The organism is Paenibacillus cymbidii, assembly GCF_004764705.1.
Classification (GTDB): domain Bacteria; phylum Bacillota; class Bacilli; order Paenibacillales; family NBRC-103111; genus Paenibacillus_AN; species Paenibacillus_AN cymbidii.
Genome location: NZ_SHLX01000002.1, coordinates 425598 through 448717 on the forward strand (window position 1 = coordinate 425598; position 23120 = coordinate 448717).

The following is a 23120-nucleotide window of genomic DNA, read 5'->3' on the forward strand; positions in this document are numbered from 1 at the left end:
TGGACGGTCGACCGGCAATCGACATAAGCGGCATCCGGCAGTTAGGTACGATCGAGACTTATTGAGAATGATAATCATTATTTGATCATGGACATTATAACGAACGAAAATGAGAAAATGATGTGAAACGCGGAATGCGTTTGATTTTTTGCTCGGGGGAGTAGCTATTTTCCGGTGCAGGTTGGATAAGTCAGTGGGGGAATGTTGGAGGAGGGGGCACAAGCCCCCTTGTTGCCCGTATGCGGCGTTGGCGAAGCGAAGTAGTCAGGTTTAACGGCTGCTGCTCGCGAAATAGGCCATAAAAAATGGCCTATTTCCCCGATTTCAGCCGTCTCATCAAAAATAACCAGTGAAAACACTGGTTATTTGGGCTGAACAGCCCCAATTGGGGCTGTTTGATACGAATAGCCAGTGAAATCACTGCCTATTTTGTGAAGGCTGCCTATTTTTAACGAAATAGGCCATAAAAGATGGCCTATTTCGCCATTCTGCTCCTGCATCGCCGTCACTCCCCGGCGAGCTTCCCGCTTCTTCCCGGCATCCGCACCGTCAGCGCCAGCATCAGCAAGCCCAGCACCGCACAAATCCACGCCATGCTGTGCAGGTGCGGCGTTGTGATCGTTTTGCCGAAGAGCGCCGCGAGCAGGCTCGACGACAGGATCGTCCCGAGAAAACGGGACGTCATGAACAATCCCGAGGCAATGCCGGTCTCTTCCTTCGCGACAAAATCGTAAAGCGCCGTCTGCATGCCCAGGTTGTTGAAGCCGTTGGCGATGCCAAGCACGCAGAGCACGAGGAAAATCGTCGCCGCGCTCGCCTGATCGCGAATGAGCAGCAGCAGCAAGCTTCCCGCCACGACCGACACCGTGCCGACCAGCAGCGACGGCCTGGAGCCGCTGCGGTCGATCCAGCGGCCGACGAGCGGCGTGACCAGCACGCTGAAGCCGGCGATCGACAGCATGACCAGCCCCGTCTTCTGGGCGTCCATATTTTGCACGCGCTGCAAGTACGACGGTATGCCGAACATGACCGAATAAAACGCGATATTTGTCAAAACAAACTGCACGTAAATGAACGTCACGTTCTTGTTGCCGCGCAGGAAAGCGACGTTGATGAACGGTTTGCTTCGCCCGAGCTCGAACCGGTACAGCCCGTACGACAGTCCCGCGGCGACGACCAGTTGCCACCAGCCGAATCCGTCCGCCAGCGACAGGAAAAACAACAGCCACATGAAGATCGCCACGGAGAAAAGCGCAACGCCCGGCCAATCCATGTCGGCCGCGCTTCCCGCCGCTTTTGCGTCTTTCGGGAACAGCTTCCACGCCAGCACGAAGGAACCGATAATAAACGGAAAGTTGCACAGGAAAATAAGCGGCCAGTCGCCATAATGCAGCAGCAAACCTCCGAGCGACGGCCCGAACGCGGCCGACGTGCTGGAGAAGATCGAGATGATGCCAAGCGCTTTGGCCTGGTTGGCCGAAATTTGACTGCGGATCATCCCCATGCCGGACGGGAACAGCGCCGAGCTGCCCAGCGCCTGAATGATCCGAAAGCCGATCAGCCAGCCGAACGTAGGAGACAGCGGCGCAAGACAGGAGGCCAATGTGACGAGCAGCAGGCCGGCCAAAAATACTTTTTTGCGTCCGAACAAGTCGCTCCACTTGCCCATCAGAGGTTGTCCGATCGCGCTGGCCAAGTAGTACGTCGAAATCAGCCACGACACGTCGGCAAACGAAAGCCGAAAATCCTCCTGCAGCCGCGACAACGCAACGGAAATCATCGTCGTATTGAGCGGGTTCAGCAGCGTGCCGAGCGCTACGGCCGTAATGAGCAGCAATTCCTTGCGCTTGATCGTGTTCTTAACGTGTGCCATGTTGTTCGTTGTCGCCTCGATCCCGTGGAGCGTCTCGTTGTGTCGTTTAAATGGCATTTTCGCATAGCCAAATGGTCATATTAGTTTATCAGTTTTTTACGAGGAGGTATATACGATGAAGTGGAATGAAGTCCGGAAACCAAGAAGTTGGTCCGCTCCAAGGTATCCCCACCCCCGTAAGACAAAAGCTCCGGAAAATTTCCCGGAGCTTCCTGTTTTCCGCGCTATTCGCCAAGAATCGGCCGTCCGTCAGGAATGCTTCACCCCGTAGCTCACGAGCTGGACGATTTTTTCAATCGCGAATTTGAACTTGTCCCAGTCCTTGACAATTTGACCGAAACCGGAGCTGGCAATGGCGGTTAGCACCTGGATGCCGATTTCGACGCGATAAGTCGACAACACGGCATCAAACACGTCCTCGACGCCGTATCCGGTCATAAACAGAATGAGCAGCGCGTTTTTCCAATCGCCGATGCCGCCGTCGACCTTCAGAATCGGTGCCGCTGTCGCCGCGCTGATGCCGATGGAGCGCAGCACGGTCAAGGCCACGATGTTGGAAACGTGCACGCCAAGCACCGCGTCCGCCACACCAAGCTCGGCATGAAGCGCCGTCTGCTCCTTGGTCGACAGTTCCCTGATGATCCGGAACGTCTCGTTTAAGTTGTTGTTATTGGCGTAATTGATCAGCGGCGCCAGCGCCGTCAAGGTGATCGTCTCGTTGGCGAGCAACTGTCTTACGACGTCCATCAACGGCCAACGATGCGTTTCCCCGCTCCCGTAGGTCGTCCCAAACTGGTAAATATCGTGAATGACCCATTGGAGCGGTTGACCCGAACGGTAGTAGGCCGTAACGAGGGTTGAGAGATCAGTGAAGCCGCCTTCGTCCAGGTACCGTATAATCCAATTCGCGCCCAAGTTCGCTCGATAAAGCTCCTGAGCGATTTCGGTCGCCGAGTAGCCGTTGCTCTTCAGAAGCGCGACCAGCGTGCCATCCCGGTTGCCGAGCGTAGGGAAGTAATCCTTCAGCGGATACCCGAGCCGCTTCAGCCAGACAATCTTGCTCTCGGTCGAGTAACCGGCGCTATGCAATATCGCCGAAGCTCTCGCAGCCGTAAATCCAAGCTCCTTGAGCATAGCCGCTACGGAGTCGTTGAACCCGATCGTGAGCATGCCGCTAATGACCGCCTCGTTTGTGAAGCCTGCGTTCTTCATCCCGGCTGCGATGCCGCCTCTGGTTGCGCCCGGCAGAGCAAGGGCGATGATGCGCGCAGGCGTATAGCCCTGGTTCGGGTTGAATGGCGCCCGCAACAGCTGCTTGGCGATGCCTGTCGCATCCGTGAAGCCCGCCTTGACAAAAGCCGACGCGATTTCGTCTTCGGCCGCATACTGACGAAATCGCATCAAATACTCGTACAGGACGCTTTCCTTGTCGTAGCCGAGTTTGATCAGCGTTTCGATCAAGCTGTTCCGTCCCGCGCTGCCGCCAACATTCGCAAGCTTATCGAATTCGTTCGCGGCCTGGTAGGCGGTGGCGCCTTTTATTTTCAATTGGGCCAGGTAACCGAACGTCGGGTCCGTTCCGTAAGCGGTCTGAACGGCGCTGAAAATATCCGTCTGCGCATACCGCGAAATGACGCTCAACCGGGAAATGGCGGTAATGCTGTCCACCTGATAGATTTCTTTGAGCACGCGCGCCGTCAAACCGATGCCCGCATATTTGTCGGCCATGTAACGGACCGCCGAAGCCGCGTCCGTTATACCCGCGCCGATCAGCACCTTGGCCATCGTGCCGATTTCGTTATTCGCTTGATAGACCGCCGTTATGCCGCCATTGATGTCGACCGCGTTGTAAGACCCATCCCGGAGCAGCGCGTCCGTCGCCTGTCCGGCATCCAGTCCATAGCCGTTCTTGAGCACGCGGACGACGATCGTCAGGTCGGTGCGGTTATCGATCCTGTCGTAGCCCAGCCGGCGCATCGTGGCGATTGCGGCTTGCGGGGTCGCGGCGTTCGCTGCCGCAAGCACGTCCATCAGCGTGCTCTCCTCCGTCGAGCTGTAGCCCATCGTTACTTTGGAGAGAATTTCGCTGAGCGGAATGCCGCCGTTGCCGCCGAATCGGCCCGCAAGCAGCGACGTCGTCTCGCCGGATGTTTTGTTGTACACCGATTTCAGCGCTGCAACCATCTGCGGCAGCTCATACCTGTGTGTCGCCATGAACTCCAGCGCGTCTTCCGCCTTTGTAATGCCCGCGCCCGCAAGCACCTCCGCGATGCCCACTTCTTGCCCGCCGTATACGGAGCGCAGCGCGGCAATGGCGCCAGGCATCTCGTTCACGCCGTAGTAGCGCTCCAGCACGACCTTCGTTACTTCGGCTTTTGTAAATCCGGCAGTGGCGAGCGCATTAATGAACACGCCGGCATCGGTGACGTTATGGTTGCTCAAATACGTGCCGACCTGCGCCGCGCTGTAGCCTTGCAGCTTCAGCAGCTTGACGGCGACGTCGCGCTCGGCTTCGCGATAGACGTAGCCGACTGCCCGGCTGGCTTCATCCGGCTTGCCGAGCGGCGCCAGCAAGGGCAATACTTCGGCTGCGCCCAGCCCAAGCTCCGAGCGCAGCGCCAGCACGATTTCGTTCATGCTGTACGAGCTGATTTTCGTGACGATATCCGCATTGGACGTGCCTTTGTTCTTGAAATACGCGACAGCATCGCCCGCCGTCAGCCCGTATCGCTTGAACTTGCTCACCCAGTCCGTGCCGTAACGCGCAGGGTTCGCTTCAATTGTGCCAAGAATATCCTGCATCGGCACGCCCGTATTCTTGAGCAAGGCCATAATGCCTTCTACGTTGTAGGAGCCCAGGAAGACGGCGATGCCGTCGATCAACTGGTTCAGGCTGAACTTGTCCGAGGTGCTCATTGTGTTGACGACATCCTGCAGTGTAACCGTACTGCTGCCGAACAGCGCCAGCGTGTCGCGAATGATCGCCCAGGTCGACGACGCCCCGTTGCCGCAGACTCTGCCGTCGGACGCTTGGAGCTCCATCCATTGCTTCATCGTCATGCCCATCCGGTTGCGCAGCTCCTTGGCCCGTTCGTAGCATTCGGTCGACCATCCCGTCAAGCGGATGCTGTAGAAAGCCTGTCCTACGGACTGCACATCGAGCGAAACGCCCGGATCTCCGGCAAAAGCATACAGCACGGCGGACAACACTTCGTCGCTCGTGAAGGAGTTGAAACCCGGAAAGAGGTCAAAGGCGCTTTCCAGAGTGAGCGGGTTCCCGTCCGCTTGCAGGATGTCGTGAACGATCCGCAACGCCTGATGCGTTCCCAAACCGGCAGCCCTCAGCTCGAGGATGACAACCGCCTTGTACCTGGGTTTGTAACGATCCAGGTAATACCTGGCTAACGCCTCGGGCGCGTAGTTCGCGCCGATCATCGCCTGGAATATCGTGACAGGCGCTTGATTAGTGACATAAGCGTTACGGAAGCGCTCCTCAAGCACGGGATACGCGCCTGCGACATCCAGCTCGTACACTTGTTTAACGAGAGCCGCCAGTTCAGGCAGCCCATACCCCACCGAGAGCAACGCGTCCGACGAGGCCTGAACGGAATATCCGTTTGATTTGAGCGCTACGAACAGCTCGTTGATGTCGCGACCGGTGTGCTTGACCGCATACGCGATCGTCTTCGCGCCGTCCGAATCTCCCGCAGCTTTGACTGCACCCGACACGCTGCCGAACGGATGGCCCTCGCTCAGCAGCGTAATCGCGACATCATGGCGTGCGAACGCTTTGCCCGCTCCGATGTAGACCTCATTGACGCCGAGCCCGGCGTCCTCCAGCGTTCGTACGAGCGTGCCGGCGGAAAGTCCGTAGAGCGGCGCGATTGCCGCTCCGATGTCCGGCAGTCCGTAACCGGCATTGTTCAAGAGCAAGGCCGCTTCCACCGCTGGTCGTTCGCCTGACGGCGAACTGCTCGCCCCTGCATCCGGCGCCGACGGATTGCCGGACTGTCGGTCACGCAGCACCCCGGCCGCTTGAGCAGCGGAAATATTGGCATCCTTCAGTGCCCTGTAAAGGTCTGCGGCCCCCAGTCCGTATTCGGTCGCCAGCAGCCCGGCTGTATCCGACAGGCTGACGCCGATGTCGCGCAGCAGCACCGCCGCCACGCTTGCGGGCTCCGGCAGATTTTTCAGAATGGCGGCAATATCCGCGTTGGTCAACCCGATCGTGCGCATCAGGGTCGCGATCCGTTTGCTCGAATAGCCGGTCGCCCGCAGTGTCGGGACGAAAATCGCCGCTTTGTAGCCGACGGCGACAAGCGCCTGCATCAACGGATCATCCTCTCTCGACATCGTGCGCAGCGCTGTCAGCGCCGTTAAGCCGTCTACTTGCATGTCGCGAAGTACAACCGCCATTTCCTCCACCTCATGCAATTCGTAAGCTCGGCTAATCGATCGCGCATAATTGTCTGTCCGGAAGCCGGCCTGACGCATGATGCTGCCGGCTTCCGACGCGCTGAGTCGATAACCGTCCTTCAGCTTCTGCGCCGTGTCGTAACCGTCCATCTGCGCATATCCCATCGCGTATCCGAGCGCGGTCGTAGCGACGTTAACCGGAATGTTGGCGAATGCGGCCAGATAAGTGCCGTTATCGGCTTTTATTGTGTTTCTGCCTACGAACGTAACCTCCACGGTATCGTTCGAGGCCAAGATGTAATATCTTTCGAAGTCAAGCACAATGCTCATCCGGTCGTCGCTCAGACGCGGGACTACTGCGTTAAGCCATCTGTAGTTGTACCTGATGGAGAATAACCCGGTGTTCGGTACCGCAACAAGCGGCTTATCGAAGTTCAATACGACCCGGGTACCCATGTCGTTCGTGACAACGCCGATCAGCGACGGGGCTGTCGCCTTGTTGCTGACCGACAGCGGTGCGCCGAAGTCGTAACCGGCTTTGACAAGCTGCAGTTGGTGGACGGTATTCGCTCCGAGATTTGTCCTGACCTGGTACGTATATCCGCCGTCCGCCGTTGTCGCCGACGCGATGGCAACGGACTGGCCGTCCAGCTTAAGCGAAATCGCGACGTCGTCCACGCGGGGCCGCATCGTGACCGTGAAACCGTTCGTATCTTCGTTCGTGACGGCAACGGCAACTTTGATCGGTACGAGAAACGAGATATCCGTCCCAAAATCGTAGCCCCGCTTATGAAGCTTGAGCGTATAGCGGGTGCCCTCGGCGACGTTTCCGACGATCCGGTAGGTTCCCGCCGTATCGCCGCCGATCGGCCTGAACCCCGTCATTTCTTCTCCGTCCTCGGTATACAGGCTGACGTCCGCCTCTGCCAGCTCCGTCATACCCGAACCGAGCGTCAGGACGAAGCTTCCGGCTATCGGATCGCTGACCGATGGCACCGTGACGATCGGTTTAAGCAGCTGGACCGATTCGCCGAACGGGTGATCGGGATCGTGGATTTCTACGGTGTAGACCGTGCCGAGCGCAGCTTTGAACTTCACGTCGAAGCTGTATCCCTGGCGTGCGGCGCCGCTCACGTCGAATACGTCATTGCTGCCCAGGAACGTATGGACGTTGCCCGCTTCGTCGCGTACGGTAACATATCCGCCATAGAAATTCGGCACGGCACGGCTGAAATTCAATCGGAAGGTATTCTCGTCGACGCTCCCGATGCCAAGCGCAATCGTCTGCTGAACGGTCGTCGTCGCTGCGCTGCCGAAATCGTAACCCGTTTGGTTCAGCCGGATCGTATAAGTCTCGCCGGGCTCGAGCGATGCGGCGACAAGGTAATTCTCGCCATTATCGTCCGTCGTCAGCGACGCGATCGCAATGTAGGCGCCGGAGCTGTCCGTCACATTCAGATCGCCGGCGGACAGGCCGGGGACGGCATGGCCCAGACCAATCGCAAAGCCATGCTCCGACACATAAGCGACTGTCGTCGGCACCGGAATCGGCACCGTGAACCAGGATGCATGGGCGAGCAGTTCGCCGTCAGGCGAACGACCAGCCGCCACATCTGCGGCGAAGCGGTAGCCGGTCTTCGCGACGGTCAAACGATATTGCGCGCCCAGCGTAAGCGACGTTTGCACGGTATAGGTCAAGCCGCCGTCCGTCGTGCTGACAGAGCTTATGGCCACCGGCGCTTCCTGCGCGTCTCTCAGCGCCAAATCCGACACGGTCAAGCCGGGAACGGCGACGTCGAACGCAAGCTTGAAGCCTGTCGTCTTGAAGCCGGAGGCGGAGACCGTTGCAGGAATATCGACGTGGAAGCTGCTGGATCCCGGGTTGAACACATAACCTGCCAACGCGACGCCAAGCGAGTAACTCCGCCCGCCGACCAGATTTGCCGACAGCGTGTACGTCGCGCCGCCGTCCGTCGTTGTCGCGGCATCGATTGCGACAGACTCGCCGCCTTCAAGTGCCAGGCTGAATGAATCGGCCCTCAGCCCTGCGACCGACGGGTTCAGAGAGACAACAACTCCCGTCAGCCCGGAGGATTCAACTGCAGGCACGATTTCGCTCGGAATGAATGCTTCGGAAGCGGCGCCGAAATAATAGCCGTCTTTCGCAATGCCGATCGTATAAGCCTGGCCGCCCGTAAAATCGGCTGCGATCGTGTAAGTCGCCCCGCCGTCCGCGGTCGTCGCCGACGATGCCGGCAGTGTGTGGCCGGCCGCATCCTTCAGCGTGAAGTTGTCTGCCGCAAGTCCCGCACGTGCCGGATTAAGCGCAATGCCGACCGATCTGGCGCCGATATTGCTGACGCTCGGAATAATCGTGTAAGGAACGTCAAGTGCGAGCGGCGCGCCGAAATCGTAGCCGTCCTTGACGAGCGCTACGCGATAGGTGACGCCCTCGACGAATGCCGCCGTCGTCAGCACGTAAGTCGCACCTTCGTCTTCGGTTACGGCGTCCCACACCGGAAATTCCCGCCCATCCCTCGTCACACGGAAATCTCTTGCCTCAAGATCCGGCTGAGCCGGCGAGAACGAGACGACAAACCGATTGCCCGTCCCGGGCACGATCCCGCCGAATGCGGCCGTCACTCCAGTCAGCCGAACCGTCTGATCCGGTCCGTAGTCGTTGCCCGGACTGGTCGTGTTGATGTTCAGATTTTGCACCCGCACCTTGTAATTTTTGTCCGCCGCAAGCGCGATGCCGACATGATACGTCAAGCCGCCATCCGAGGAATACAAGGTCTGAATCGGTTGACGCTTGCCGCTGTCGTCGGTCACGAGGACGTCCAGGTAGCCGAAATCCAATTTTTTAAGCAAATTCAATTTGAAGCCTTGCGCGCTTACGTTGCCCACGATGGCTCCATTCGCGTTCAGACTGACACCGGTAACGGGTTGGAAAACATAGTTGTCTTTGGTCAGCGTAATCGTATAGGTTCTGCCGCTGGACAACGCTGCTTGCACACGAAAGTTGGCGCCGAAATCGTCCGTCTCGATACCGTCGACGGCTACCGGAATCCCCGACTCGTCCTCGATCGTGAAGTCGTCCGCTTCAAGATCCCGAACGCCCGGCGTCAGACGGAGGCTGAAACCGGTTTGCGTCTGGTTGTACAGGGAAGCAGCAACCGCAATGTTGCGCGCGATCGTCATCGCCGGACCGAAGTCGTATCCCGGCTTCGCGATCGTCAAATACAAGGTGGCCGCTTCTGTCACGTTCTTCTCCAGCCCATAGAGGGTGCCCTCCCGGCTGAATCCGAACGCAACTTCCTCGCCGTTCTCGTCCTTCAATATGAAGTTGCTTGCTTCCAGCTCCAGCTCAGGGTAAATTTGCAGCGTCATGTAATCGTTGTTCGTGAAGAGCAGATTGACCTTGACCGGAATCGGTATTTCAAAGCCGACCGGCGCGACCAGCGCGAATTTGTCCTGATAGGTGCCGTAAGCGTCACTGGCCAAATCCACCGTGTAGGCTTCCGGTATGGAAAGCGTATAGGAGATTTTATACGTGAGCCCTTGATCAGTCGTCGTCAGCGTATATTGATCGAACGGGAGTCTGACACCTGCACTGTTCTTGAGCAGCAAGTCCTTCGCCTGCAAATCGGGAACCGCCTCGCCAAATCGAAGCGTGAAACCGCGCAGCGACGGGCTTGTCACCTCCGCCGAAACGATCTTCTTCACGGTGAATCGGAGCGGATCGTACGTCAGGTAATTTGCATCGGGCAAGTACGACAGCCAATACGCACGACCTGCAGGCAAGTCGGCATGCAGCACGTACGTGTATCCGTTATCCGCGGATTCCGCGGCGCCGATCGCCACAGCCGTTCCCGTCTCGTCGACCAGTTTGAAGCTCGCCGCCGTAAGTCCCGCTACCGGCGTATTAAACACCGCATCGACTTGCGACTCCGACGAGCTGCCTACCGTCAGCACAACAGGCGTTGTCACACTAAGAACAGGCGTTGTGTAGCCCGGATAACGGATGTCGACCGTATACGTCCGTCCCCAACCGAGCCAGTCGATATTGCCGACATTGACGAGATAACTCGCTCCGCTGTCGGAAGTCGCAGGCGCCTCGTATATTTCGTTGCCTTGTTCGTCCCTGATGATCACCTGGTCGTTGTTCAATCCGGGAAGGGCCGGATTCAGCACCAGCCTGAAGCCGTTCGAGGTCACATCGCGCATGCTTGCCGTCGCGTCCAAATTGACATGGAACGGGTTCTCCGCGTCGAATACATAGAACGCTTTGGCGAAAGAGACCTTATAGTCCTGACCGTTGACAAGCGCCGCGGACGCCCGGTAATGCATTCCGCCGTCTGCCGTAACAAGCGTCAGATTCGGTACGACGGCTTTCGTCGCCGCGTTTTTCAGAACGGCATTCGCCGCAGTCAATCCCGGAACGGCATGGGAAAATGCAATGGCGAAGCCGGTTGCCGACACATCCGTAATGACGGCGTTCGTCGCATCGGTATCTTCGGGAATCGCGAGCGGGACTCCGGCGCCGGAGTTGAACGATATGCCGTTCGGCAATGTGCCGCTGGCGATTATCGTATAAGCGCCGGGATTCAGACCGTTGCCCCCGCCCGCTCCCATGGTGAGTCTGTAGGTAAGCCCACTGTCTGTCGTTGCAACAGTTACAGGATTAAAATAGCTGCCGGACGAGGTCACCACCGAGAAACTGTAGATTCCCAGTCCCGCTATCGCTTCGCTTAACCCGACCGTAAATGACTTGCGGCTAAGGCTATCGGCATCAAGTGCGAGCGAGATGGATTTGGGAACCCGGATCGCCGGGAAGCTAACATTCGGTGCGGATGTCAGCGACAACGAATAGCTGCCCGGCGCCAAATCGGCTGCAAAATTGTATGACGATCCTGCGCTGTCATTCATCGTCACGGAAGGCAGTTCGACAGGATTGCCGAGACTGTCCTTCAGCACAAAATCCGAAGCGTCGACTATCATCGCCGGACTGAGCGTCAATCTGAAGCCGGCAGCCGACACGTTCTGAATATAATCGAAACGGACTGCGTTCGCGTCAATGATACGCGGCGCGCCGAAATCGTAACCCGGCACAATCACGCTGATCGTATAGGTCTCCCCGCTGACACGAGGAAACTCGATCAGGTAAAATCCGTACTGAGGCTGCCACGAAACGACAGTCGCAACCGCCTGACCGGACGAATTCGTCACCGGGAAGTTGCTGGCGTCGAGTCCCAAGATTCTGGGGTTCAAGCCGGCGTATACCGCATCTGTTCCCCATCTTTCGATCGTTTTATTGACGTATGCGAAGTTGACATAAGGCCCGAAATCATACCCGGCAGCTGTAATGAACAAGCTGTAATAGCCCGGATAGAATTCTCTGGCCGTCTTAATCTCATAGCTTTGCCCGTCGGTACCCACCTTAGCAGCCGAGAGGATAGGCACTTCTTCCCCGTCTTGCTTCTGCAAAATGAATTGCGACTGCGTCAAACCGGGCAACTCCGCACTGAAGCTGACGGTGAATCCCGCCAAGCCCAATCCCCCGACTTGCGTTGCTATCGCGATCGTGTCAGTGACTTCTACATTGCCCAGAGCCGTGCGATGTCCGGAAAGTGCAATCGTAAACGTATAGGTCTTGTTGCCGGTCAAGGGTAACCGCACGACAAAGGTTCGGCCGGCGACTTTTTCGGTTACGGAAGGAATGACGACGCGTTCGCCCGTATCGTCCTTGAGCACAATGTCAATCCCGTACAACCGATCGACCGATTCTGCGAACGTAATTTGGAAACCGTCGTGCGAAACCCAATCGACGGTTACCGGGACGAGCGTACGTTCGACGACCGGCACCGTTATTTCCACGGCATCCCGGAAAGCGTAACCTGTCTCGTCCAACGACAGCGTGTAGGTTTCGCCTTCGGTCAATTGCGTCCAGACACCATAAGCTGCACCACCGTCCGAGGTAACCATGTCTATGGGGACGGCGGTTTGTTCATGATCCTGCAGAATGAGGCTCAGCGCGTTAAGATCGGCAATGTCGCTGTCGAGCCGCATGGAAAAGCCCGTCTGTGCGATATCGTCGATTGTTGGCGTAATCAACACGTTCGGCGTCGCTTCGTCCGACGGCTCCGAAGCGGCGGATGTGCCCGCTGCGTTCGTCGCGGTTACCGTAAATTGGTAAACCTGACCGTTCGTCAGCCCCGTAACCGTAATCGGACTGTCTGTGCCGGTTTGGGTGAAGTCTCCCGACGTCGATGCCACCATGTAACTTGTGATCGCGCTGCCGCCATCGCTGGCCGGAGCCGTGAAGCTGACCGTCACTTGGCCGTTGCCTGCGGTTACGCCCGTTATGGCAGGCGCGCCCGGTACGCCTTTCGGCGTCACAGTATCCGATACCGAAGAAGCGTTTGAGGCTCCCGCTGCGTTCGTCGCAGTGACGGTAAATGTATAGGCCGTGCCATTCGTCAGCCCTGTGACGATAATCGGGCTGCCTGTGCCGGTCTGCGTGATGCCTCCCGTCGTCGATGTCACCATGTAGCTCGTGATTGCGCTGCCGCCATCGTTGGCCGGAGCCGTGAAGCTGACCGTCACTTGGCCGTTGCCTGCGGTTACGCCCGTAATAGTGGGCGCATCTGGTGCTACAGGAACGATAACCGGCGTCACTTCGTCCGACGGCGCCGAAGCCACGGACGTGCCCGCCGCGTTCGTCGCGGTGACGGTAAACCGGTAAATCTGACCGTACGTCAGCCCCGTTACGGTAATCGGGCTATCCGTACCGGTCTGGGTGAAGCCACCCGCCGTCGATGTCACCGTGTAGCTTGTTATCGCGCTGCCGCCGTTGTTGGCCGGAGGCGTAAAACGGACCGTCGCTTGGCCAATTCCCGCAGTTGCGCTTGTAATCGTCGGCGCATCCGGTGCGACCGGCGCGGATGCCGGCGTCGCGTCGTCCGACGGCGCCGAAGCTGCGGACGTGCCCGCTGCGTTCGTTGCGGTTACCGTAAACCGGTAAATCTCGCCGTACGTCAGCCCCGTGACAGTAATCGGGCTATCGGCGCCGGTCTGCGTAAAGCCGCCAACCGTTGATGTCACCGTGTAGCTTGTAATCGGGCTGCCGCCGTTGTTGGCCGGAGGCGTAAAATGGACCGTCACTTGGCCGGTGCCCCCGATCACACTTGTAATCGTCGGCGCATCCGGAGCGACCGGAGTCGGCGTTGGTGTTGCCGTTGGTTCCGACGTCGGCGTCGCCGTCGGGGTTGGGGTTGCCGTTGGCGTCGGGGTCGGTGTTGCCGTTGGGGTTGCCGTTGGCGTCGGGGTCGGTGTTGCCGTTGGGGTTGCCGTTGGCGTCGGGGTCGGCGTCAATGTTGCCGTCGGTTCCGGCGTCGGCGCAGACGTTGGCGTCGCCGTCGATATCGGCGTTGGCGTCGGTGTCGGCGCTGGTGTTGGCGTCGCCGTCGGTTCCGGCGCAGTCGATTCCACGACTGCAGGTTTATTTTCGAATTTCACATCTGTCGCGTTCACAACCGCCTTGTCGACCGTGCCCTTCCCTTCGACCGAGGAGCCTCCGTTCATTTCCATCTGGCCGACGTGCACTCCTTCGGTCAACGTGATGGTCGAATCCGTGACGGTATTGTTGACCTGAATATGCTCAATTTTTCCCGACGCTACGGTCAGTTGCACATTCGACTTGACTTCCACGCTCTTGAAATTGCCGGATAACGTCACTTCTCCCGTGTTCGAAATCGAAATTCCCGCGATTCCGCCACTCGCGCCGTCGCCTGTCGAAACGACGGTCGCATCGGATTGGATATCCATTTGTTCGATGACGGTCGTGCCTCCGACGACAACGCGCACGCGTCCGCCGACCTTTTCGATGACGATCGTGCTCAAATCGGAGTCGTCGATATGGATGCTGTTTTGCCCGCCGCCTTTGACGATCGTATGGCCCGCGACCTTCACATTGCGCAGGTACACGTCTCCTTCACCCACGGCTTCTCCGATCAACAAGTCTCCGTTAACCGTCACATTTTGCAAGACGATGCCGGGTGCGTTCAACGTCAAATCTCCGGCGACGGTCGCCGCTCCCGAAGCGGGGCCGTACGTGCCGGCTTTCGCCAATTGTTTCGGCGCGGGCTTGAACCCCGGTCCGGGCTTCCCGTTCGATTGCCCCAGCACACGATCCAGCAGCACCACGGTTTCCGCTCTGGTAATGGCTTTGCCCGGTCGCAGCGTCCCGTCGTCCAACCCGGCCAGGTATCCGGCATCGACAGCTCCCGCCAACGCTTCCCTGCCATATGCGGGAACGGCGGATCGATCGGCAAATCCGCTTAACGGGTCCGCTCCCGTCAAGGCGACCATAGGCACCAGCCTGGAAAGAATGATGGCTGCCTCGGCGCGATTCAGCGGCTGCGTCGGACGAAACGAACCGTCGCTGTCCCCTTGCATGTAGCCGGCTTGTACAGCCGATTCGACTTGCGCGGCGAACCAGTCCTCCGGGCTGACGTCCGGGAAGCGCGCTTGCCCTTTTTCGGTAAAGCCGAACAACCGGTTGACCAGCGTCGCGAACTCGACCCGCGTCACCTCCCGATCCGGCCGGAACGTGCCGTCCTGAAATCCGCTGATCAGCCCCAGATTCGACCATTCGCGGATTTCCTTTTCCGCCCAATGATCGTTCGTATCCTGGAAGCCGGGCAGCGCGGCCGGCAGCTCGCTCGACGGCAGTTGATCCGCGCTCGAAGCAGTTCCCGTCCCTTCCGCCGAAGCCCAGTTCAAGGGACACAGGTTAATCAGCATAGCGATAACAAGCAAGCAGCTCACTATGATTCGACTCGGTTTATGAAATATAAAAGCGTGCACGTTGGCTCCCTTCTCGCGGAACAAACTATGAATCAGCTATTCCTGCGCATAAATATGGATGACTAAGTATAGAGCAATACGCTGAACCGATTCTGAGCACCCATTTTCGCTTATTTTCGCAAAAAAAGCCCCAGCAGCTGTCGTTTCGACAGCATACAGGGACTTTTTCAACAAATTTCGCTTATTTTCTTTGGTTTACTAGCTGTTCATAACATTTTATCGTCTCCGCATCGGGTTCAATGCCAAGATCGGCCTGCAGGAGGCGCTCAAACTTGTCGTAATGGCACCGCACCAACTCCCAATTCCCGACGTTTGCATACGCGCTCAGGATAAGCCGGCACATTTCATCCGAATACGGCTCCTTGTCTTGCAGAACGGCCAACCGCTCCATCGCCTCCGCGACGAACCCCGCCTGCAGCTCGGCATGGGCCAATTCCAACATCGCGTTCGTATATTGCTTCTGCAGCTTGCTTCTTCTGGCGACCGCCCAAGGAAAATCGTGATGATCCAAATAATCGCCGCGATACAGCGCCAGCTTGCGATCATATGCCTCGCGGCTTTCCCGCGTCAATTCCTGCCCGCCCCCGATCGTTCCCATCAGCTGCTCGAACGCTTCCACATCGGTCGTCCAATCGATCTGTTCGAGACAGTAACTGTCATGCGCATATCCTACAACTGCCTGGCTCCCCCATTTTTTCAGCACATTCCTGACCTGATAAACGGAAGTGTGAAGATGGGTGACCGCCTTGTCGTACTCCAGATCCGGCCACAACGTTTCCAACAACCGCTCTTTGGCAACCCACTGACCGGAATGATGCAGCAAATAAGCGAATAACTCCTTGGCTTTTAAGGTCCGCCACTTGGGCGGTTTATGTCGATTGATCCGCATCACGAATTCAAGTTGACCGAAACACAAGATTCGTTTCTTGCCCGGCGCGCTGGCGTGAATCATCGTCCGATTCCAATAATGCTGGATCCGATCGAGCGTCTGAGTCAGACGCTTCGAAGTGACCGGCTTCAACAAGTAGTCGAGCGCATTCAGCCCGAACGCCTCGATCGCATAAGCGGAATGGGCCGTAACATACACGAACGGGAGATCGCCGTTCACTTGCCGCATTCGCTCGACGACTTCAAGACCGTTCATTCCCGGCATGCTGATATCGAGGAACAAAATATCCGGCTGATCGATCTCCAGACGTTCGATGCACGTTTTTGCCGACGTATATTTGCCAATGACATCCATCCGGCCATCGGCGAGAATGAGCCGTTCCAATTGCAGCAGCGCCGGCTTCTCATCGTCTACCAGAACCGCTCTCATCGTCGTTCACCGTTCCTTTCCGCTCGGCGCCCGCCGGCGCTGCCGCTTTCAGCACGTCGAACCGGACCGTCGTTCCCTTGTCCCGCTCGCTCTCGATCCGAAGCCCGCTTCCATACAGATGCATCAATCGCCGGTGAATATTCAGCAGCCCAACGCCGCCGTCTTCCCGTTGATCGGACAACAGGCGGCCGAGCCGTTCTTCGCCGATTCCGGGGCCGTCATCCGTTACCGTGATCGTAACCTTGTCTTCCGTTTCGGTCAAGCGGATGCGGATCGTCCCTCCCTGCTCCCTTTGCGTGACGCCGTGCCTGACCGCATTCTCTACAATCGGTTGGATGCACAGCGGAGGAATCAGGCTTTGCAAGTTGGCCTCGATCGAATACTCGACGTGCAATCGTTCGTCGAACCGGGCTTTTTCCAGTGACAAATACGATTTGACCAGCTCCAGCTCCTTCTTCAGCGGCACAAGCTGGTCGCGATTCTGGAAGTCGAAGCTGCCGCGCAAATACTCGCTCAATTCCTCCAGCAGCTCCATTGTCTTCTCCGGGTCGACCGGGCAAAGAGCGATCATCGTATTCAATGCGTTATATAAAAAATGGGGCTTGATCTGCGCCTGAAGAAAAGCCATTTCCGTCCGCATGATCATCTGCACCGATTTGCGCAGTTCAAGCAAGGTATGAACACGCGCCCGCAGCTCCCCGGCATCCACCGGCTTGCTGAGAAAATCGTTGATTCCCGCCTGGAAAGCTGTCCATATATGCTCCGGCCGGCCTCTTGCCGTCAGCAGCAGCACCGGCAGTTCCGACAGCAAGTATCGCTCTCTTATGCGCCGGGTCAGCTCGAGACCGGACATGCCGGGCATCATCCAGTCGGCAATCACAAGATCGATGCCCGGATTGCGGGCAATTTCCTCCCACGCCTCCGCTCCGCCGGTTACGGCGATAATCGCAACGTTCCCGGGAGACAGCAAATGCTTCAATACTTGAAGATTCACCGGATCGTCGTCCACGATCAGCACCGTCTGATCGCGGGCTATCGCTTCTTGCGACGGCTCATTGGCGGAAGCTGCTGCACTCTCGTCAGCCATTGCGGTTATCCGGCTTGCCGTCCGCGATGATGGCAACGATGTTGCTTGCGGCTGCGGGTCGGCGAGCGGCATTGTAAAATGAAACGCCGAGCCCTTGCCCAGCTCCGACTCCACCCAAATGCGGCCGCCGCACAGCTCAACCAGCTTCTTCGTTACGCTTAGCCCAAGACCAGTGCCGGCCTCTCGTTCCGACGGCTCGTGCACGAGCGGGTCCGCCTGGTCGAACGAGCGAAAGATGTCCGCGAACCGCGCTTCGGCAATGCCGATTCCGCTATCCCACACGGTGATCGTCATGTCGTCTTTGCCGACCGCGGCCTTGATGCCGATTTCCCCTTGCCGGGTGAATTTGACGGCGTTGCCGAGCAAATTGAACAAAATCTGGCGAAGGCGGTCTTCGTCCGAATCAAGCCACGGCAGCCGTTCCGGCCAGGACTGGATGAAGCGGACGTCTTTCTTTGCCGTCATTGGGCCAAGCACCTCAAGAACCGACCCGACGACCGCCTGCAGATCGACCGGCTTCCGGTGCAGGAGTAGATTGCCATTTTTCATTTTGGCAAAATCGAGAATATCGTTGATGAGCAACGATAACCTCCTGCCCGTCGAAACGATGAGGGCCAAATCGTTTTTTTGTTCGGTGTCCAGTATTCGCGATGTTCTACTAAGCAACGAATCGGCGATATTGATCATGCCGTGCAGCGGCGTCCGCAGTTCGTGAGAGGTATTGGCCATGAATTCGTCCTTCATCCCGTCCAGCGTCATCAGCCGCCGCGACAACAGCTCCGTTTCGCGGTAGGAATCGGTGTAACGGTTGGCCAAGAGCAAGCCCTGCGCGACGACCAGGAGCAGCATTTCGTACGGAATGAGGACTTGCACCTGCAACATGCCTGCCAGGATCAACGATTGGTTAATCGTGTCCATCGCAATAACCAGCATGCTGACGAGAATAAAAAGCTTGCTCTGCGCGTACTGCTTCAAGTTTATTAGCAAGGTATATCCTGTATAGGACACAACGAATATGCTGAACAACACAATCGGAATGCCCATCATAACGGTGGATAGGGTTGGCGGTAACACAAGGTAGATCAGCAACGCGATCACGGCAAATAATCGGGCGATGACCAAAGCGATTTTATGGGAAGGTCCCGGCATCGTCGACGTTATGTACTGCAGCAAAAAATAGTAAGCGGCAACCGAAGCGATATTTTGCAGCTTAAGAAACCAGACGTAAGGAAGTGCGGGAACGATCGCGTCCAGCAGCTTTTCCCCGTTCGTCAGCACATACAACAAGGCCGACAGGCAGAACAAGGCAAGAAACAGCAGCGTGGGGTCCTTCGTTCTCACACGGTAAAGCATCAACAAAAGCAGCGTGGCAAGGATAAAGCCCCCGATCGTGGTCAGATCCATAAACAGCGAAAAATCGCGGGCCTTCATCACGGCATATTGGTCTCCGAACTCGATCGGATAGGTGATGCCGCCTGCCGGGAAGTTGTAATTGGCTGCCTGAACAATAATCTCCACCGTGTCGCCGCTGACTGTCGAAAACCCGGCAAAAGGCATATTGCTGGCAATCGTCTCTTTTGCCGTCGTGCCCGTTACACCGCTCGTGCCTACCTCATGACCACCCAGAAACACCTTGCTCGACATCAAAACACTGACGACGTGAACCCCATAGGTCACATCCGGCTTATCGCCTACGCGGATTACAAGGCGGAACGTGCCGAATCCCCGGCTCGCTTCCGAGCCATTATCGGCTATGTACCGGTTCCACTTTCCGGGCACCTGCACGATGCTTGTAAGCTGCGGCGCCGGGAGCCCGGGCGGTCGATTCTCATGAAACGACTCCGGCGTAAGCAACTGGTTCCGGTAAAATTCCCAGCCGCCAACCAGCTTGACCGCACCGTCCCGCGCGAAATCCCACTCTCCGAGATCCATGATTCCCTTATGGGCGACCGGGTTTTCCTGCCAGGACTTCATCATATTGACGATCCAATACGCCGGCAGCAAAAAAACGCCGATCGAAAGGATACTCACCACAAGCCAGCTTTTTTTCATTTGCTTCACCCAAATCTCCTGAAATCCCCCCTGCGTCAGATCGACGCAGCAGGAATGCGCACCGTCACTTTCGTCCCTCGGCCAGGTTCGCTTTCCGTTTCCAGTTGCACCCCGTATTCGTGCTTCAACCGCTTATTAATATTCAACAAGCCTACGCCTTGCGGCTCGTCCGTTCCGGAGCGCTCGAGCAGCCGCTTCAATCGCTCGGGCTCTATGCCTACGCCATCGTCCGCAACGACAAACTGCCACTGCCCCTCCGCTTCGCGGGCCGTCAAGCGCACCGTACCGCCTTCGATTCGATCGCCGACGCCATGACGGATCGCGTTTTCCACCAACGGCTGAAGCAGGAGCGGCGGCATCCGCAAACGAAACGCAGCCTCCTCGATGTCACACTCGAACCGAATCCGATTTTTAAAACGTGCCTGTTCGATATCGACATACGCCCGGATCAGCTTAAACTCCTCTTCGAACGGAACGCGCCCCTCCGTATTGCTGAACCGGAAGCTGCCGCGCAAATAATCGGCGAGATCGGCAATCATCTTGCGCGCCCGCTCCACATCGGTATAGCTGGCGGCCGCAATGCTGTTTAGCACGTTATACAAAAAGTGCGGCTTGATCTGCGATTGCAAAAAGGCGACCTCCAGATGAATCGCTTTGCCGAGCGACGCTTTCATCGCCAGCAAGCTGCCGATTCTTGCCTTCAATTCCTCCAGATCGAACGGCTTCGGCAAATAGTCGTTGGCTCCCGCCTGGAAGGCCGCCACCTTGTCCTGCGGTTGAATCGCCGCCGTCACCATCAATACGGGCAATTCCGGCAGCGAATACCGCTTGCGGATTTCCTGGCACACTTCGTATCCCGACATGCCCGGCATCATCAGATCGAGGATGACGAGGTCGATCCGGTTCGGCCCATCGATCTGCTCCAGCGCCTCGTAGCCGTTCTTGACCGCGATGACGCGATAGTCGAGCGGCTGCAACGCGTCCAGCAGCACCTTCAGATTCACGAATTGATCGTCGACGATCAGCACCGTATGGTTGCCCTTGCGATTCGAATCATAAGGCGTCACGAAAGAATACTCGGATTGTTTGGGCGTAATCCGGGCATCCGTACGGAATGCTTTCGCTCCTTGCCCCCGCCCCGCGACCGGCAGCGTGATGGTAAACGTCGAACCTGCGCCTTGCGTCGAGTCCGCCGAAACCGTGCCGTTCTGAAGCTCGACCAATTGCTTCGCGATCGGCAGCCCCAATCCGAAGCCGCGGCGCCCCGCTTCATCGTTCGATACGAACGGTTCGAAAATGTGGGGCAAGTCGGACGCTGCGATGCCTCCCCCCGTATCGTGCACGGAGATGGCGATCATGCCGTCCCGTTCCTCGGCCGCAACGACAATGCTCCCATTCTCGGTATATTTAACTGCATTATCCAGTAAATTGCCGACAATTTGGCTTAAGCGACTTTCGTCGGCAAGCGCGGCGGGCAATCCGGCAGGGACATGGTTCAGCAGTTGAATATTGCGTTCGTTGCACAAATACGAGTAAATGCGCACTTGAACCTCCACGGTCGAGCGCACGTCTGTCGGAGATAACGCGATGCGAAGCTCACCCTGCTTCAGTTTCGAAAAATCCAGCATATCGTAAACCAACTGCGACAGCCTGCCCGTAATCCCGGTGATGAGTTCAATCTTCTGTCGTTGTTCCGCAGTCGGCGGATGTGCGGCATCTTCGAGCATCGACCGGGAAATGTTCATTACACCGTGAAGCGGCGACTTGAATTCATGGGACGTTCTCGCGAGGAAATCGTCTTTCATTTTGTCCGCTTTCAGCAATTGCTCGGATAAATCGCCGATTTTTTGAAACGCGTTCGAAAACCGCAGCGACATCAGCAAAGCGAGCATGAGCAAAACGAGGAACGGTTCGAGCGGCGCAACCGCATATACCTCCACGCCGAAGTAGATGTTCATATTTTGCTTCAGCGACAGCACGTTCAAGGCGATTGCCGCAAGAACCAAATATCGGCTTCCTTCGGCTTTGTGAAGGGCCGCCAATACGAAAATATACGTGGCATACAGCAACGAGACGATGATATAAAGCGTCGTCGTCAGACGCAGCAGGATGGACTGCATGCTCGTCAGTTCGACCGCGAAGCCCAAATAGAGAAGAGCGATCGCGCCCCCCAGGATCAGGCTGCCCTGGACGAACCTCCGAGAGCAAAGAGGCCGGAATGCGGTATACACGTACAGGAAAAATCCGAACCCGCAGCCAACCGCCGCGACCATCTGCAGGCGAAAGAAGAACCAGAAAGGCAAGTCGCCCACCGCTGCGAACAGCACCCTTTCCCCTCTTGCGCTTGTGAACAGAGCAATGCTCATGCACATCATACCGAACACGAGCAAGGAACGATCGTGCTTGCGCTGGGCATACAACCCGACGAAATACAGCCCCATAATCAGAAAAGCGGTGACCGTAATCCAATCGTGCGTTAGCGCCCTGTCGCGAAGCGAAGCGATTTGTCCGGCCGTTCCCAGCAAAATCGAATCGTTAATGCCGCTGCCGGCGGCATGCTCGTAATTGGCCACTTGCAGCAGCAGCTCATTCCAGCCCGGCTGCAAGGTGAAGTAAGCGACATAGGGTTTGTTCAATCCTGTATAGTCCCGCCTCTCGGCCGGATTCCCGCTTGCGCCAACGACTTCCCCGTTGACGATAAGCCTGCTGGAAATTTGGATGGACGTCGTTTTCAGTCCGTATACCGTTTTCGCATGGCTGATATGAAGCCGCAGTCGATAGGTAGCCATCCCGATCGTCTTCATCCGGCTGGACCACGAACCGGGCACCTGGATCGTTGTCGGGACGACTCCGCTGCCAACCGCCGAGGCGGAAACAAAGTCGGCGTACGACATGAGCCGGTTCGGATAAAACTCCCACTGTCCGTTCAGCGGCACGACACCATTTTCCGCGAATGACCATGCCGTCAAATCCATTGCCCCGTCCGCCGCAACCGGCGTTGGTTTTTTTTGGAGGGATATATACGCATATAACAGGCCATAAGTGGCAGTAAAAATAACGAGCGTCAAGACGATCGCAGCCAGTTTTTTTCTCATTGGTTACCTTGTGCCTGCTTCCCCGCATCGTCCAACGTATGCTGAAGCTGGCGCACCGTCCCTTTCTCCGGATTCGCCCCCAACTGATCGCGAACCGCAAATTTCAACGGCGACACATGTAGACTCGCCTTCTTGCTTTTTCGACAGAGAAGATGGTTTTCCTTCCAATTACAATGTTGGCCGGCAAATACGGCAAGCAGCGTTGCCTCACCCATCCCGGACATGCAAAAAGCTCCTGATCCGTCACAAGGACGGGATCAAGAGCTATTCTTCGAAAAGATGGTGCGGACGAGAGGACTCGAACCTCCACGGGGGTTAGCCCACTAGTACCTGAAACTAGCGCGTCTGCCAATTCCGCCACGACCGCATAAGGAGAAAAGGAATACAACAACCATAAAAGTTCAATGATCG

Annotated in this window: 6 protein-coding genes and 1 tRNA gene; all 7 read right to left on the bottom strand. The window is 57.3% G+C overall.

Annotation, left to right across the window (positions count from 1 at the left end):
• Positions 1 to 505 precede the first annotated feature (505 nt).
• The 7 genes from EXY20_RS05050 to EXY20_RS05080 all read right to left on the bottom strand — a co-directional run bounded on the left by EXY20_RS05050 (position 506) and on the right by EXY20_RS05080 (position 23076).
• Complete coding sequence (locus tag EXY20_RS05050; RefSeq protein WP_135548298.1) at positions 506 to 1873, bottom strand: MFS transporter; 1368 nt, start codon at positions 1871 to 1873, stop codon at positions 506 to 508.
• A 249-nt stretch (positions 1874 to 2122) separates the two neighbouring features.
• A complete protein-coding gene (locus tag EXY20_RS05055) occupies positions 2123 to 15118 on the bottom strand; it encodes a fibronectin type III domain-containing protein (RefSeq protein WP_135548300.1) in 12996 nt (4331 codons plus the stop codon).
• A 220-nt stretch (positions 15119 to 15338) separates the two neighbouring features.
• Entirely contained in the window at positions 15339 to 16475 is a 1137-nt protein-coding gene (locus tag EXY20_RS05060; RefSeq protein WP_135548302.1) for a response regulator, read from the bottom strand.
• Positions 16450 to 19614 (bottom strand): ATP-binding protein, encoded by a 3165-nt coding sequence (locus tag EXY20_RS05065; RefSeq protein WP_135548457.1) that lies wholly within the window; start codon positions 19612 to 19614, stop codon positions 16450 to 16452. The genes EXY20_RS05060 and EXY20_RS05065 overlap by 26 nt, the downstream gene beginning before the upstream one ends.
• Positions 19615 to 19649: 35 nt before the next feature.
• Positions 19650 to 22589, bottom strand: a complete 2940-nt coding sequence (locus EXY20_RS05070; protein WP_235885357.1) for an ATP-binding protein — start codon at positions 22587 to 22589, stop codon at positions 19650 to 19652.
• Positions 22590 to 22705: 116 nt separating this feature from the next.
• Positions 22706 to 22933, bottom strand: coding sequence for a hypothetical protein (locus tag EXY20_RS05075; RefSeq protein WP_135548306.1), 228 nt, complete (start codon positions 22931 to 22933; stop codon positions 22706 to 22708).
• 56 nt (positions 22934 to 22989) lie between these two features.
• Positions 22990 to 23076, bottom strand: a tRNA-Leu gene (locus EXY20_RS05080).
• Positions 23077 to 23120 lie beyond the last annotated feature (44 nt).

Excerpts from the sequence above, each read along its gene's own strand:
- EXY20_RS05050 (WP_135548298.1), bottom strand. The coding sequence starts at position 1,873 with ATGGCACACGTTAAGAACACGATCAAGCGCAAGGAATTGCTGCTCATT.
- EXY20_RS05060 (WP_135548302.1), bottom strand. The coding sequence starts at position 16,475 with ATGAGAGCGGTTCTGGTAGACGATGAGAAGCCGGCGCTGCTGCAATTG.
- EXY20_RS05065 (WP_135548457.1), bottom strand. The coding sequence starts at position 19,614 with ATGAAAAAAAGCTGGCTTGTGGTGAGTATCCTTTCGATCGGCGTTTTT.
- EXY20_RS05070 (WP_235885357.1), bottom strand. The coding sequence starts at position 22,589 with ATGGATTTGACGGCATGGTCATTCGCGGAAAATGGTGTCGTGCCGCTG.
- EXY20_RS05075 (WP_135548306.1), bottom strand. The coding sequence starts at position 22,933 with ATGTCCGGGATGGGTGAGGCAACGCTGCTTGCCGTATTTGCCGGCCAA.